At 62.1% G+C, this 12,979-nt stretch carries 18 protein-coding genes; 10 read left to right on the forward strand and 8 right to left on the reverse strand.

Translation table 11 applies throughout. From position 1 onward, the window contains the following. Positions 1-22 precede the first annotated feature (22 nt). The 4 genes from ABIB57_RS04060 to ABIB57_RS04075 are packed head-to-tail and all read left to right on the forward strand — an operon-like array spanning position 23 to position 2,592. On the forward strand, positions 23-970 hold the full coding sequence (locus ABIB57_RS04060; RefSeq protein ID WP_354038631.1) for a histone deacetylase family protein: 948 nt from the start codon (positions 23-25) through the stop codon (positions 968-970). 9 nt (positions 971-979) lie between these two features. After that, positions 980-1,225 (forward strand): exodeoxyribonuclease VII small subunit, encoded by a 246-nt coding sequence (locus ABIB57_RS04065; RefSeq protein ID WP_354038633.1) that lies wholly within the window; start codon positions 980-982, stop codon positions 1,223-1,225. Between the two features lie 33 nt (positions 1,226-1,258). Beyond that, on the forward strand, positions 1,259-1,861 hold the full coding sequence (locus ABIB57_RS04070) for an SCO family protein (protein WP_354038635.1): 603 nt from the start codon (positions 1,259-1,261) through the stop codon (positions 1,859-1,861). Then, entirely contained in the window at positions 1,858-2,592 is a 735-nt protein-coding gene (locus tag ABIB57_RS04075) for a TlyA family RNA methyltransferase (RefSeq protein WP_354038637.1), read from the forward strand. Before ABIB57_RS04070 ends, ABIB57_RS04075 begins: the two co-directional genes overlap by 4 nt. Positions 2,593-2,628: 36 nt before the next feature. On the opposite strand, the gene aroC is transcribed toward ABIB57_RS04075, so the two are convergent. Genes aroC through ABIB57_RS04095 form a run of 4 tightly spaced genes read right to left on the reverse strand, consistent with a single transcriptional unit; the run spans position 2,629 to position 5,117 of the window. Beyond that, complete coding sequence (gene aroC, locus ABIB57_RS04080) at positions 2,629-3,744, reverse strand: chorismate synthase (protein WP_354038639.1); 1,116 nt, start codon at positions 3,742-3,744, stop codon at positions 2,629-2,631. A gap of 48 nt (positions 3,745-3,792) precedes the next feature. Continuing rightward, positions 3,793-4,182, reverse strand: coding sequence for a PIN domain-containing protein (locus tag ABIB57_RS04085; RefSeq protein ID WP_354038761.1), 390 nt, complete (start codon positions 4,180-4,182; stop codon positions 3,793-3,795). 11 nt (positions 4,183-4,193) lie between these two features. Continuing rightward, positions 4,194-4,436: an antitoxin gene (locus ABIB57_RS04090; RefSeq protein WP_354038641.1), complete on the reverse strand. Its 243-nt coding sequence runs from the start codon at positions 4,434-4,436 to the stop codon at positions 4,194-4,196. Positions 4,437-4,496: 60 nt separating this feature from the next. After that, entirely contained in the window at positions 4,497-5,117 is a 621-nt protein-coding gene (locus ABIB57_RS04095) for a histidine phosphatase family protein (RefSeq protein ID WP_354038642.1), read from the reverse strand. Between the two features lie 198 nt (positions 5,118-5,315). On the opposite strand from ABIB57_RS04095, the gene ABIB57_RS04100 reads away from it, so the two are divergent. Together ABIB57_RS04100 and ABIB57_RS04105 are read left to right on the forward strand one after the other, a co-directional pair. Next, positions 5,316-6,728 carry an FAD-binding oxidoreductase gene (locus tag ABIB57_RS04100; RefSeq protein ID WP_354038644.1) on the forward strand — a complete coding sequence of 471 codons (1,413 nt, stop codon included), beginning with the start codon at positions 5,316-5,318 and terminating at the stop codon, positions 6,726-6,728. A gap of 85 nt (positions 6,729-6,813) precedes the next feature. After that, complete coding sequence (locus ABIB57_RS04105) at positions 6,814-7,374, forward strand: hemerythrin domain-containing protein (protein ID WP_354038646.1); 561 nt, start codon at positions 6,814-6,816, stop codon at positions 7,372-7,374. Positions 7,375-7,383: 9 nt separating this feature from the next. Here ABIB57_RS04105 and ABIB57_RS04110 read toward each other — a convergent pair whose 3' ends face one another. Further along, positions 7,384-8,280 carry a DMT family transporter gene (locus ABIB57_RS04110; RefSeq protein ID WP_354038647.1) on the reverse strand — a complete coding sequence of 299 codons (897 nt, stop codon included), beginning with the start codon at positions 8,278-8,280 and terminating at the stop codon, positions 7,384-7,386. 78 nt (positions 8,281-8,358) lie between these two features. Then, on the reverse strand, positions 8,359-9,090 hold the full coding sequence (locus tag ABIB57_RS04115; RefSeq protein WP_354038648.1) for an SOS response-associated peptidase: 732 nt from the start codon (positions 9,088-9,090) through the stop codon (positions 8,359-8,361). A gap of 67 nt (positions 9,091-9,157) precedes the next feature. Here ABIB57_RS04115 and ABIB57_RS04120 point away from each other — a divergent pair, with 67 nt between their 5' ends. The 3 genes from ABIB57_RS04120 to ABIB57_RS04130 all read left to right on the forward strand — a co-directional run bounded on the left by ABIB57_RS04120 (position 9,158) and on the right by ABIB57_RS04130 (position 10,329). Beyond that, on the forward strand, positions 9,158-9,556 hold the full coding sequence (locus tag ABIB57_RS04120; protein WP_354038650.1) for an NUDIX hydrolase: 399 nt from the start codon (positions 9,158-9,160) through the stop codon (positions 9,554-9,556). A gap of 34 nt (positions 9,557-9,590) precedes the next feature. After that, positions 9,591-9,956, forward strand: coding sequence for a TIGR02301 family protein (locus tag ABIB57_RS04125; RefSeq protein WP_354038651.1), 366 nt, complete (start codon positions 9,591-9,593; stop codon positions 9,954-9,956). Positions 9,957-10,050: 94 nt separating this feature from the next. Next, a complete protein-coding gene (locus ABIB57_RS04130; RefSeq protein WP_299729694.1) occupies positions 10,051-10,329 on the forward strand; it encodes a hypothetical protein in 279 nt (92 codons plus the stop codon). Positions 10,330-10,506: 177 nt separating this feature from the next. Here the strand turns inward: ABIB57_RS04130 and ABIB57_RS04135 are convergent, their stop codons facing one another. Beyond that, the gene (locus ABIB57_RS04135; RefSeq protein ID WP_354038653.1) at positions 10,507-10,971 is read right to left on the reverse strand and encodes a hypothetical protein; all 465 of its coding nucleotides are present in this window, start codon (positions 10,969-10,971) and stop codon (positions 10,507-10,509) included. Positions 10,972-10,984: 13 nt separating this feature from the next. On the opposite strand from ABIB57_RS04135, the gene ABIB57_RS04140 reads away from it, so the two are divergent. Beyond that, entirely contained in the window at positions 10,985-11,656 is a 672-nt protein-coding gene (locus ABIB57_RS04140) for a DUF2306 domain-containing protein (RefSeq protein WP_354038655.1), read from the forward strand. Here ABIB57_RS04140 and ABIB57_RS04145 read toward each other — a convergent pair. Continuing rightward, the gene (locus ABIB57_RS04145; RefSeq protein WP_354038657.1) at positions 11,604-12,932 is read right to left on the reverse strand and encodes a dihydroorotase; all 1,329 of its coding nucleotides are present in this window, start codon (positions 12,930-12,932) and stop codon (positions 11,604-11,606) included. The genes ABIB57_RS04140 and ABIB57_RS04145 overlap by 53 nt on opposite strands. Positions 12,933-12,979 lie beyond the last annotated feature (47 nt).

A 12,979-nucleotide genomic window follows, 5' to 3' on the forward strand; every position in this document is an offset into this window, starting at 1 on the left:
AACCCACGAGAAGAGTACAAGAGTGACCACACTTCTCATCAACCAGCCCAATTTCGACGGCCACGTCACGCCGACTGGCCATCCCGAACGCGCCGATCGTATCCGCGCCGTCGACGATGCGCTGGCCAAGTCGCGCTTCGACGCGCTGCTGCGCCGGCCCGCCCCATCGGGCGACCTGACGCTGGCGGAACTGGTGCACTCGACAAAGTACATGAGCATCCTGCGCGATGCGCGGCCGGCAGAGGGCATCGGCCAGATCGATGGCGACACCTTCATCTCCTCCACATCGCTGGACACGGTGAGCACGGCGCTGGGCGGGGCGCTGGCGGCACTGGACGCGGTCCTGCTGGGCGAGGCGGACAACGCCTTCTGCGCCATTCGCCCACCGGGGCATCATGCCGAATTCGACAGCCCGATGGGGTTTTGCCTCGTCAACACCATCGCCATCGTGGCGCGAGAGGCGCAGCGCAAGTATGGCGCCGAGCGCGTGGCAATCGTCGATTTCGACGTGCATCACGGCAATGGCACGCAGGACATCTTCAAGAGCGATCCCAGCGTCTTCTACGCCTCCAGCCACCAGATGCCGCTTTATCCCGGCAGCGGCAAGCCGAGCGAAACTGGCGTCGGCAATATCACCAATGCCCCGCTCGATCCCGATACCGATGGCGAGGCGATGCGCGAAGCCTATATCGGGCGGATTTTCCCGGCGCTGGTGAATTTCTCCCCCGACCTGATCCTGATTTCGGCTGGCTTTGACGCCCATGAACGCGATCCATTGGCGCAACTCAACTGGACCACGCAGGATTTTGGCTGGCTCACCGGCAAGCTGATGGACGTAGCCGAGCGCCATTGCGGCAACCGGATTGTGTCGCTGCTCGAAGGTGGCTATGACCTCAAGGGGCTGGCCGGGGGTGTTTCGCACCACGTGGCCATGCTGATGGACGGCGCCATCGGGCGGCTGGAAGAATAGGAATTTGCCATGGCTGACGCCAATGAGGACATCAAGGCGCTGAGCTTCGAGGCAGCGCTGGCCCAGCTTGAGGAAATCGTCGGCAAGCTGGAAAGCGGCCGCGCGCCGCTGGCGGAATCGATCGCCATCTATGAGCGCGGCGAAGCGCTGAAGGCCCATTGCGAGGGGCTGCTGCGGACGGCCGAAGCGCGGATCGAAAAGATCACCCTCAGCCGCGACGGCAAGCCTACCGGGACGGAGCCGCTGGACGCCTAGAGCGCCGCGAACCCTGCCGCATCAAGGTAAAGCATGACCCAAAATCCGAAAACACTGCGCAATTTCCGCATCGTCTTGTGGAGCCTTGTGGCCCTCGTCGCCATCGGCGCGACGGCGCTGTACCTGTTCAAGCCCCCCGCCCGACCGCTGGGCGTGACCGGGCAGGCGTTCGAACTGGCCTCGACCAAAGGCGGCGAGTTCACCCAAGCCGATCTCAAGGGCAAACCGAGCCTCGTGTTCTTCGGCTACACCTTCTGCCCCGATGTGTGCCCGACGACACTGGCGGAAACCACCGCATGGCGGGCGCAATTGGGCGTTTCCGCTGACGATCTGCGCATCATTTTTGTCACCGTCGACCCCGACCGCGACACGCTCGACAAGGTCAAGGGCTATGTCGAGGGCTTCGATCCATCGATCATCGGACTGGTCGGCGACCAAGCGCAGACCGACGCGGTCAAAAAGGCGTTCGGCGTGTTTTCCGAAAAGAAGGGCGAGCCAGGCGATCCCTATTACCTGGTCGACCACACGGCGCTGGTCTACCTGATCAATGCCGATGGCACCTTCCAGAGCACGGTCGCCTATGACGAGGCTAGCGACACCGCCGTCGGCAAGATCAAACGATTGATCGCCGGATGAGCGAACGTATCCGCCTCGACCTGGCGCTGGAACAGCGCGGCCTGGTGCCCAGCCGCGCGCGTGCACGAGACGCGATCTTGCGCGGCACGGTTACCATCAACGATATCACCGCCGTCAAGCAGAACCAGATGGTGAGCCGCGACGACAAACTGGCGCTCAGCGACCCCGCCGCAAACTATGTGTCCCGCGCCGCGCTAAAGCTGGTGGCGGGGCTGGACGCCGGGCAGATCGAGGTGGCCGGCAAGACCTGCGTGGACGTGGGCGCTTCGACCGGTGGCTTTACCCAGGTCCTGATGGAACGCGGCGCCAGGCGAATTTACGCCGTCGATGTCGGCCACGACCAGTTGCACCAACGCCTCAAGGGCAGTGATCGCGTGGTCAGCATGGAAGGCGTCAACGCCCGAGATTTGACGGCCGAGATTATCCCCGAGTCCATCGACCTGCTGGTTTCCGATGTCAGCTTCGTGTCGGTGACCAAAGTCCTTGCCGCCCCCCTGGCCCTCTGCACAGCGACGGCCCAGGCGGTCATTCTGTTTAAGCCCCAGTTCGAAGTCGGTCGCCAAAATGTTGGCAAAGGCGGCATCGTAACCGACAAGTTCGCTATCGAAACCGCCATAACGGAGGTCTTTGCCTTCATGCAGGGCCACGACTTTGATCACGTGACGTCGGTCACATCCCCTATTGCCGGCGGGGACGGCAATGTCGAAACGGTGCTGGTGTTCGGGCGGTAACTCCTTCGCCTGTCCCTTTTGGCAGCGGTGAGAAGCTCAGTTCCGCTCAAACCCCACCGCGCCCTCGCGACCGGTCTGCCCGCGATGGCGCAGGGCGTGATCGGCCAGCGCCAGCGCCATCATCGCCTCGCCCACCGGCACTGCACGAATCCCGACGCACGGATCATGCCGGCCCTTGGTGATGATGTCGGTGTCCTCATTTGTCGTCGTCACCGTCTGGCGCGGCGTGATGATGGAGGACGTCGGCTTGACGGCGAAGCGGCAGACTATGGGATCGCCATTGGAAATGCCGCCCAAAATGCCGCCGGCATGGTTGGACAGGAAATATGGCCGGTCCGGACCGGCACGCATCTGATCGGCATTCTCGATGCCGGTCAGGCTGGCGGCCTCGAAGCCGGCGCCGATTTCCACGGCCTTGACCGCATTGATGCTCATCATGGCCGAAGCCAGGTCGGCGCTGAGCTTGCCATAGATCGGCGCGCCCCAGCCGGCGGGCACATTTTCCGCAACCACCTCGATGACCGCGCCGACCGAATTGCCGGCCTTGCGGATGCCATCAAGATATTCGGCCCACAGGGTGGCTGCCGTCGCGTCGGCGCAGAAGAACGGGTTCTGGTCGACCTGGTCCCAATCGAAATTGGCGTAGTCGATCTTGTGCGGGCCGACCTGGACCAGGCTGGCGCGGATGGTGATGCCGGCAAGGACCGCGCGGGCGACGGCACCGGCGGCAACGCGCGCAGCCGTCTCACGAGCCGAAGTGCGCCCGCCACCGCGATAATCGCGAATACCGTATTTCTGGTCATAGGTGTAGTCGGCGTGGCCGGGACGGTATTTGTCGCGGATTTCGGCATAGTCCTTGGAGCGCTGGTCGGTATTGTCGATCATCAGCGAGATCGGCGTGCCGGTGGTGCGCGAGCCGTCGGTGCGCTCGTCCTCGAACACGCCAGACAGGATACGCACGGCGTCGTCCTCGCGGCGCTGGGTGGTATATTTGGATTGGCCGGGCTTGCGGCGATCGAGATCGCGCTGGATCATTTCGGGGGTCAGCACAATACCCGGCGGGCAACCGTCCACCACCACGCCAAGCGCAGGACCATGGCTTTCACCCCAGGTGGTAAAGCGGAAAAGCTGTCCGAAGGTATTGAAAGACATGGTATGGCCCTTTGCGTGCGGGCTTTTTAGGAGCGGCTGGCGGGAAGGTCAATCGAGCCAGTTTTCTACGCGCAGATTTGGGACCCGTGAGAACTCGCGAACATTATCGGTGGCAAGTGGGAGATTGAGCGCGAGGGCATGAGCCGCGATCAGCAAGTCATAGGGTCCAATGATCTGGCCCGTTCGCTCCAGCCCAGCCCTAATGTCCGCATAGATGTGAGTTGCTGTCGCTTCGAGTGGCAACACATCGACGATCTGCAAAATTCCCTCGACCTGGGCAACCAAGCGAGTAGCACCAAGCTTAGCGGCGCCAAAGCGCAGTTCTGCCGCGACGATGACAGAGACGCAAACAGGCGGTTCGCCAGGCAACGTCATGCGCGCAGCGGCACCGCCACTGGGGAACCGCAAAGCATTGGACACGATGTTGGTATCGAGCATCGCCCGATAGGTCACAGATTGATGTCCTTGAGCGGCAAAAGCCCCTCATCCACATCGGGCCACTCAACGTCCACAGGATCGAGCGCGTTCAAAAACTCCCGAAGGGTGAGCTTTTTTTCCTTGGGCTCAATGATCAATCGATCGCCTTCCTTGACGATCGTGACCTCCGTGCCGGGCAGCTCGAACTCGACAGGAATGCGCACCGCCTGGTTGCGACCATTGCGAAACAGGCTTGCTGTTTTGATCTCGTTCATAGGCGCCTCCATCAGGCATATGCCTAAACATATGCCTGATTGCACAACCACGCAAGAAATCTAGAAATCTCCAGCCCGCAGCAGTTCCATCTTGCCCGGCGTGAAGTGCATGATCGCGTCTTGGGGCGGCGCCCAGTTGATGACTTCGAGGATGGGCGCGCGCTCGATGAGGACGCGTAGGGTGCGGGCGATGCCGCCGTGAGCGACGACGATGGAGGGGCCGGTCATGGTGTGGGCAAACTGTTCGAGGCGTGCCTCGACGTCGCGGTAGTTTTCGCCGTTTTCCGGGCGATATTCCCAGTAGGATTCGGTGCGCAGGCCGGGGGCATGGGCCATGTTGGCCGGCAGTTCCTCGAACAGCATGCCTTCAAGCACACCGAAGGAAATTTCCATCAGGCGGACATCATATTTGACCGGCGGCAGCGGCGTGGTGAAGCCGGCGCGGACGCGGTCCATGGTGTCGCGGGTGCGATTGAGGGGCGAAGCGTGCCATTCAAAAGCCATCGGATCGAGCCCCCGCGCGGCGAACAGGGCGGCGAGCGCGACGCCGTTCTGGTCGGCCTGCCCCTGCCCTTTTTCGTTGAGCGGAATATCCTTGCGCCCCTGATAGCGGCGCTCGGCGTTCCAGGGGGTTTCCCCATGGCGAACGAAATAGATCTCTGGCCAGATCAAGGCGGTCATGTTCGATCTCTCTTGCAGGCGCGCGCCCGCCTGCCGCAGCATAGTTGCAAACGAGCGACTATTCGCCCGCCTGGGGTTCGACATTGTCGAGCAATTTCATGCTAACGACGTTGGAGCCAACATATCGGTTGTGGCACAGGGTGCCCTAACCGGCAAGTTCGCTGCCCTGCGAAACCATTGCAAGAGTTTAGGTATTTCATGGCCCTGAGCATCGCCGAAATTGCCGCCGAGTTGAGCCGCCTGCTGGGGCCGGCCGCCGTCATCGCCGACCAGAAAGACATGGCGCCCTACCTGAACGAACCGCGCAAGCGCTTCCACACACCGGCCGCGGCAATCGTGCGGCCAGCCGACGTGGCGCAGGTTCAGGCCGTGGTGCGCTGGGCCAATGCCCAAGGCATCGGGCTCATCCCGCAAGGCGGCAATACCGGGCTGGTTGGCGCGCAGGTGCCCCTGCGCGGCGACGAGGTGATCGTCAGCTTGCAGCGGCTGGACAAGGTGCGGAATGTCGACACGGCGGCGGGGACGATGACGGCGGAAGCCGGGGTCATTCTCGAAAACGCGCATAAGGCCGCCGAGGCCGAGGGCGCGATGTTCCCGCTCTGGCTGGCCTCGCAGGGGTCGGCGCGGATTGGCGGCGTGCTGTCATCCAATGCGGGCGGCGTGAACGTGCTGGCATTCGGCAATGCGCGCGAATTGTGCATGGGCGTCGAAGCGGTGCTGGCCGATGGGCGGCTCTATCGCGGGCTCAATTCGCTCAAGAAGGACAATACGGGCTACGACCTCAAGGACTTGCTCGTCGGTGCCGAGGGGACGTTGGGCATCATCACCGCAGCGACGCTGAAAATCTTCCCGCAGCCGGAAGATCACGAGACGGCTTTGGTCAGCGTGCACTCGCCCGAAATGGCGCTGGAGCTGTTTCAACTGCTGCGGGCACGAGCGGGCTCGCGCCTCAATGCATTCGAGCTGATCCCCCAGATCGGGCTGGAATTCCAATTGCGCCACGGCATGCTGAGTCGTGATCCGACGGCCGGACCCTCTCCTTGGTATGCGCTGGTTGAACTGTCGCGGATGAAGGGCACCGAGCCGGGTGCGCTGGAGGCAGCGCTTGAAGCGGGGCTGGACCTGGGTCTGCTGGAAACGGCGGCGATGGCGCAATCGGCTGCCGACCGCACGAATATGTGGGCTTTTCGCGAGCAGATGAGCGAGGTGCAATCGCGCGAAGGTGCTTCGATCAAGCATGACGTGTCGGTGCCGATTGCGGCGATTCCGCAGTTGATCGCCGAGGGCTCGGCGGCAGCGGAGCGTGTCATGCCCGGCATTCGTCCGGTGCCGTTCGGGCATATGGGGGACGGCAATATCCACTTCAATTTCAGCCAGCCGGTGGGCGCCGATCCGAAATGGGTGATGGCGCAGGACGACGCCGTGCATGAGGCAATCTACGAGATCGTGCTAAAGCTGGGCGGTTCATTCTCGGCCGAGCATGGCATCGGTCAGCTCAAGGTCGACCTGCTCAAGCGGATCAAGGACCCGGTGGCGCTGGAAATGATGCTCGCGATCAAGACCGCGCTCGATCCGAATGGAATTTTGAACCCGGGCAAGATGCTGGGGTGATCGTCACCAAAATGTACCTACTTGATCGCATCCGGCGCTGGTCCCATTTCGGGGAAACAGATCATTTTCTCGTTTCGGAGACCCAATGCTGCTCGATATTGAATTTCTCGATGACGCCACGCGCCCCAAGGCGCCCAAGCTCGAGGGGCTAACGGCAGCGCAACGCGCGCCGGGGGAGCATCTCAAGATGATCCACGATCACCTGCGCGAGAACATGCAGGCTATCGGCGAATTGATCGAGCGGGCGTCGGCGGGAGCGGCTTCGGTCGAGGAGGTTGCGGCGCAGACGGCGGACTTGGCGATCATCAGCAATTACCGGCGCTTCGGCAATTTGTGCGGGCGGCACTGCCAGATCGTCAATACGCACCATTCGATCGAGGATTACGCGATCTTTCCGGAGCTGAGCAAGCAGGGCGAGGCCTTCAAGAAGGTGGCGGAGCGGCTGCAGGCCGAGCATGTGGTGGTGCATGAACTACTGGTGCGCCAGATCGATGCGCTCAATACGCTGGCGCGGGAGCAAAGCACCTCGCGCTTCGAGGACGCCAAGGAGGTCTATGAGGCGCTTGGCCGCGTGCTGCTGTCGCATCTCGGATACGAGGAAGAAGAGATCGGCGACGCGCTCGGCTATTTCGGGATCGGCGCCTGAACCGACGGGCTAGGGCATTTCGAGGACCGGCGCCCGCCGGCGCTCGTTCAAGGCGACCAATAGGCCTGCCGTGGCTATCAACGCGGCGCCGAGATAGACCGAGGTGGACGGATTTTCTGCCCAGAATACGTAGCCGAACACGAAGGCCCAGATCAGCGCCGAATATTCGACGGTTCCCAGCACGCCGGCCGGGACCAGCCGCGCGGCATCGACCAAGGCGTATTGTGCCACGCCCCCGATGACGCCGGCGGCAATGACGAAGGTGATGCTGCGGGCGTCCATGGGTTGCCAGAAGAAAATCGAGGCCGCGCCCATCACGACGACGTAACAGAGGTTGATCGCCAGGGTCTGCACCAGCGTGCCCTCGCTTTTGGAGATGGTGCGCATCAGGATCATCGCCACGGACCAGCAGAACGCCGCAGCGAGCACCAGCAGCGACGGCCAGCCCAGGCTCATGCCGACGGGATTGCAGGCGACGATGACGCCGAAAAAACCGATGGCGGCGGCGCCGATGCGCGCCAGGGTCAGCCGCTCGCCGAGGAAGATCACGGCCAGCACGATGGTGAAGACCGGCGCAAAATAATACAGCGTCGTCATCTCGGCCAATTGCAGGGTGCGGCCGGTGGAATAGTACATGCACCAGGCCGCCAGCGTCAGCGCCGCCCGATAGAGCATCATATGCTTGTTGGGCGACAGGCGCAGGCCGGTCAGTACTCCACCGCGTCCTACGGACAGCGTGATCACGACGATGACGAGACTGCGTAGGAACAGGATCTGAACAACGGGCAGTTCCATGATGATGCCCTTGACCACCGCGTCATGCACGGCGAACAGCGAATAGGCGAGGAATCCCAGAGCCATGCCCTTGAGGGAGGCGGTATCGGCACGGAGGATGGGGGCGGACACGGGGAACTCGCAAGCAGTCTGGAGGGGATCGATATGATCACAGTGTCTAGCACGACCGCACGAAGATGCGACGGGCGGCTAGAACAAATCCATCTGCGCGCCGCCACCGGCTTTCTTCTTGATGACCGGCTCAGGCCGAACATCGCTGACCGGCTCGATCAGGGCGGGATCATCCATGCGAGCAGAATTGACGCGCGTCGAAACCGGGTGGAACTTCAGCGCCCCGTCGGCCAGCGGCAGCGCCAACTGATAGGCGGTCCTGGCATCGGTGCCGCGCACGTCCAGCCATTGCTCTATCGCGTCGCCCTCGAGAATCGCCGGCATCCGGTCGTGGATGACCGAGAGCTGCCCGTTGGCTGGCACGGTAATGGTCGCCACCGTATCGACTTCCTCGCCCTCGGGGCCGGACCAGGTGGCGTAAAGGCCGGCAAGCGCCATCGGATGGCCGTCCTCGTGGGTGATATAAAACGGCTGCTTGGACTTGTCGGGATTGGTGCGCCATTCGTAATAGCCGCTGGCAGGGATGATGCAGCGGCCGTGCTTGAGGGCATCGCGGAAGGCCGGCTTTTCGGCCATGGTCTCGACCCGTGCATTGATCAGCAGCGGAAACTCGCGCGGGTCCTTGACCCAGCGCGGCACCAGGCCCCAGCGGGCAAAATGAGCCTCGCGACGGTTAGATTCTTCCCAGATGGCGGCAACCGGCTGCGTCGGTGCGATATTGAACCGCGGCATCAACTCGATGCTGTTGAGCGTCTTGAACAGTTCCTGCATCATTTCGGGCGGCAGGGTGGATGCGTAGCGTCCGCACATGCTTGGGGTCTCCTTACGCCTGGGTTACAGGTAGTGCCGAGCCAGCAGAATCGCAAATGGAGCGGTGATGAGCAGTCCAGCCAATGCGGCCAGCGTCGCCCTTATCCACAAGCAAAAGGTGCTGCTGATCAAGCGCGCCTACGCGCCCTACCAGCATTTGTGGACGCTGCCGGGCGGACGGATCGAGCCGGGCGAAACCATCGAGCAATGCGCCGCCCGCGAGATCAGGGAAGAGCTGGGCCTGACCGCCACTGACCTGCGCCCGGTCCTGGTTCAGGCGCTGGGGGCAGACAAGGTTTTCCAATTGGCCGTGTTCGCCACGCAAAGCTTTACCGGCGAGATTGTGCCATCGCACGAGATCGCCGGTGTTCAATGGACCAGCCCCAGAGAGGTCGGCAGCCTGCCCACCACCTCCCGTCTCGATCTTGTGCTTGCCAAGGCATTCGCGCTGTTCGAGCGAAGCTGATAGAGAGCAAGCGAGCCAGCATGCGGATGCACAATTGAAGCTTTTCAGAACATTGGTGACGGCAGCAATGCTGCTGACCAGCCCCTCGGCCTGGGCCATCGATCCGCTCTACCAGCCACAGATGGAGCGGTTGGCCGAGATCATGGGCAGCCTCTATTTCCTGCAGCCACTCTGCCAAGCGGGAACCACCGATTGGCGCGCGCAGATGGAAGACCTCATCAACCTCGATGAGCCCGAAGAGGACCGCCGGCAACGCTTGGCCGGGGCGTTCAACGGCGGCTACACGGCCTTCGCGCGGTTTCACCACGCCTGCACCCCCGCCGCCAAGGAAGCGCTGACGCGGCTCCTCACCGAAGCCGAGCAGGTGGCACGCGATATCCACACGCGCTTTGCCGAGTAGCCTTTTCCCCGTTAAGTCTAATTCCTAGGCCAGCGTTAACCTTCGGGTTACTTCTTGCACGCCGGTTCGCCGGACCCATGCTAACCCAGCCTTTATGTCAATCAGCAAGACCCCATTCCCAGAAGCCGACGACATCGGCACGGTGGACCACGACCATGGCGAGCGGCAGTTGGCGCTCGAATACCTGGCCGAGGCCTGGAATAGCGCCGAGGACGACGGGGTGGACAGTGTCGCCCTGGCCCATGCCTCGCTGTTCGCGGCACTGGCGACCTTCGTCAAGCTGCATGGCGACGACGCCACCGCCGAGCTGGTGAAAATGCTGCCCGAGCGCATCCGCACCGGCGAATACAATCTGGACCGCGTGCTGCAATAGAAGCCGGCCCAATGCTGCGCCCACGGCGCCCAGCGTTCATACAGCACCTGCCTGACCACCCGGAAGCGGCGCGGTCGGCTAACGGCGGCGATGACGCTCAACCTGCATAAGTCGTGGTGAGTTTCCCGACGCATCTCACCACGCCGACTGACGTGGAACAGGTTCCAGATGTTGGTTTTAGTCTGCTGTGCAGGCGGCGTCGCCGTCCCGCTTATAATCAGCCTGGAAAGTGGGAATGCTGCCCTCGCGGCCGCTTAGGTCCATATCGTCAGACCCTAAGCCCAGATACATATAGGGCGGATCGTTTTCGACGGTGCCAAAACCGAGTTGCAGCTTTTTCTTGACCTTGCCCCACCTGGCCTTGCCAACTAGCTCTTCATCGTCCGCATGGGTCGTCAAAAAGCGAAATAGAACTTCGCCGCAGGCGTGATCATCGGCAACGGAAACGCCGCAGAAATCTTTGCCGCAGGGGGCAACATCAATAGTTTTATAGAGAATGCCTTTAGATGAATAGACGGGCTTCTCATCGCTTACAGTCCAGCGTCCGTAGTAGTGATCGGTTGCGGCGTATGCCAGAGTTCCGCTCATGCTGAGGGCTAGGCCGAGTGTCAGGCTTGCAATAATGTGGGTACGACGAGCCATCAGGAACTCCGGTTTGGATAAAGTTAGCCCAAGGATTGTGGCAGTTTGCCGATGGCTGATACTAGCGCCTTTGGCGGGTTTTGTCATTTATGTTGCGGCGCGCGGTATTTCCGAAAGTTTCGACAATGAGGGCTTTCCCGAAGCGCTGGCGGTGAAACTGGAACTTTTGCCGATTATTTTCCCCGTTCACATGGTGACGGGCGGTTTGGCGCTGTTGCTAGTGCCGCTGGTTTTATATTTGCGCGGCACAAGATGGCACCGTTTAGTGGGGCGCATCACGGCGATAAACATCGTTATCGCTGGTATTACCGCGATCCCGGTTGCGGTAGTCGTGCCGGTGACGGGAATGTCGGCGGCGGGGTTTGTAGCCCAGGGCATCACCTGGATAGTCCTGCTAGGCCTTGGCATTTGGAATATTCGGTGTGGGCGTGTGGCTTCTCACCGAGCCTGCATGTTGATGATGGCGGCGGTTACGTCGGGGGCCCTGTTCTTCCGGGTTTATCTGGGTTTATGGAAAGTCTTCGGCGTACCCGAACACTTTGAGGCGTTTTATGCGCTTGATGCTTGGATAGCCTGGGGTTTGCCGCTTATCGGAATGGCACTTTGGCTGCGTCTTAACAGGAGGCGGCCCCCTACGCCGGCAGCGCCTCGAGAAACCGCATCGGCTGGCCCAGCGATGGGCTGACCAACTCGCCCTGCCACATCACCGTATTGCCGCGCAGGATAGTGCCGACGGGCCAGCCGGTGACGGAGACACCATCGTAGGGGGTCCAGCCGGCGCGCGATTTGACGTCGGCGTTGCGGATGGTTTCGGTGCGTTTGAGGTCGACGATGGTCAGGTCGGCATCATAGCCCACGGCGATACGGCCCTTGTTGGCGATGCCGAACAGGCGGTTGGGGCCGGCGCTGGTCATATCGACAAAGCGAGTGAGGCTCATGCGGCCCGCATTGACGTGGTCGAGCATGATTGGCACCAGCGTCTGCACACCGGTCATGCCGGAATGACTGGCGGGATAGGCATGGTCCTTTTCCTCGCGCGTGTGCGGCGCGTGATCCGACCCCAGGATATCGGCGACGCCGTTATCGACACCGGCCCAAATGCCGGCGCGGTGGGCGGCGTCGCGGACGGGTGGGTTCATCTGGGCATAGGTGCCCAGCTTGGTATAGGCGGTTTCGTCCAGGGTCAGGTGGTGCGGGGTGACCTCGACGCTGGCGACATCCTTGTGGTCGGCGAGGAAAATCATCTCCTCACCGGTCGAAATATGCAGAACGTGGATGCGTTTGCCGGTTTTGTGGGCGAGCGCGACGAGGCGCTTGGTGGAATTGAGCGCCACTTCGGGCGAACGCCACACGGGGTGGCTGGACGCATCGCCGGGAACGCGCAGGTGCTTGCGCTCTTCGAGCATGTATTCGTCTTCGGAATGGAAGGCGGCGCGGCGGGAAATGGCGCGCAGGATCGCTTCGACACCATCGTCATCGGGCACCAGCAGCGAGCCGGTGGAGGAACCCATGAACACTTTCACGCCGGCGCAACCGGGCAGTCTTTCCAGCACGGCGAGGTCGCCGACGTTTTCGTGGGTTCCGCCGACGTAGAAGGCGAAATCGCAGTGCATGCGGTTGGTGCCGGCGGCGATCTTGGCGTCGAAGGTTTCGCGGGTGGTGGTCAGCGGATTGGTATTGGGCATTTCAAACACGCCGGTGACGCCGCCCATGACCGCCGAAAGCGAGCCTGATTCGAGATCTTCCTTGTGGGTCAGGCCGGGTTCGCGGAAATGCACCTGGGTGTCGATGACGCCGGGGAGAATGTGCAGGCCGTGGCAATCGGTGACGTGATCGGCAGTATCGCCGGACAGACTGCCCAAAGCGGCGATGCGGCCATGGCGGATGCCGATATCGGCAAGGCCGGTGCCATCGTGGTTGACCAGCGTGCCGTTCTTGAAAATCTGCTCGTAGTGCGTCATGTCTTGGTCCCGCTCGCCGTTCGTTCGTGGCCGATTTAGCGGAAGCT

This window comes from Devosia sp. UYZn731 (genome assembly GCF_040546795.1).
In the GTDB taxonomy this organism is placed as follows: Bacteria; Pseudomonadota; Alphaproteobacteria; order Rhizobiales; family Devosiaceae; genus Devosia.

Coding starts and splice junctions, on each gene's coding strand:
- ABIB57_RS04065 (WP_354038633.1), top strand. CDS start 980: ATGGCTGACGCCAATGAGGACATCAAGGCGCTGAGCTTCGAGGCAGCG.
- ABIB57_RS04070 (WP_354038635.1), top strand. CDS start 1,259: ATGACCCAAAATCCGAAAACACTGCGCAATTTCCGCATCGTCTTGTGG.
- ABIB57_RS04075 (WP_354038637.1), top strand. CDS start 1,858: ATGAGCGAACGTATCCGCCTCGACCTGGCGCTGGAACAGCGCGGCCTG.
- aroC (WP_354038639.1), bottom strand. CDS start 3,744: ATGTCTTTCAATACCTTCGGACAGCTTTTCCGCTTTACCACCTGGGGT.
- ABIB57_RS04085 (WP_354038761.1), bottom strand. CDS start 4,182: ATGCTCGATACCAACATCGTGTCCAATGCTTTGCGGTTCCCCAGTGGC.
- ABIB57_RS04090 (WP_354038641.1), bottom strand. CDS start 4,436: ATGAACGAGATCAAAACAGCAAGCCTGTTTCGCAATGGTCGCAACCAG.
- ABIB57_RS04095 (WP_354038642.1), bottom strand. CDS start 5,117: ATGACCGCCTTGATCTGGCCAGAGATCTATTTCGTTCGCCATGGGGAA.
- ABIB57_RS04100 (WP_354038644.1), top strand. CDS start 5,316: ATGGCCCTGAGCATCGCCGAAATTGCCGCCGAGTTGAGCCGCCTGCTG.
- ABIB57_RS04105 (WP_354038646.1), top strand. CDS start 6,814: ATGCTGCTCGATATTGAATTTCTCGATGACGCCACGCGCCCCAAGGCG.
- ABIB57_RS04115 (WP_354038648.1), bottom strand. CDS start 9,090: ATGTGCGGACGCTACGCATCCACCCTGCCGCCCGAAATGATGCAGGAA.
- ABIB57_RS04120 (WP_354038650.1), top strand. CDS start 9,158: ATGAGCAGTCCAGCCAATGCGGCCAGCGTCGCCCTTATCCACAAGCAA.
- ABIB57_RS04130 (WP_299729694.1), top strand. CDS start 10,051: ATGTCAATCAGCAAGACCCCATTCCCAGAAGCCGACGACATCGGCACG.
- ABIB57_RS04135 (WP_354038653.1), bottom strand. CDS start 10,971: ATGGCTCGTCGTACCCACATTATTGCAAGCCTGACACTCGGCCTAGCC.
- ABIB57_RS04145 (WP_354038657.1), bottom strand. CDS start 12,932: ATGACGCACTACGAGCAGATTTTCAAGAACGGCACGCTGGTCAACCAC.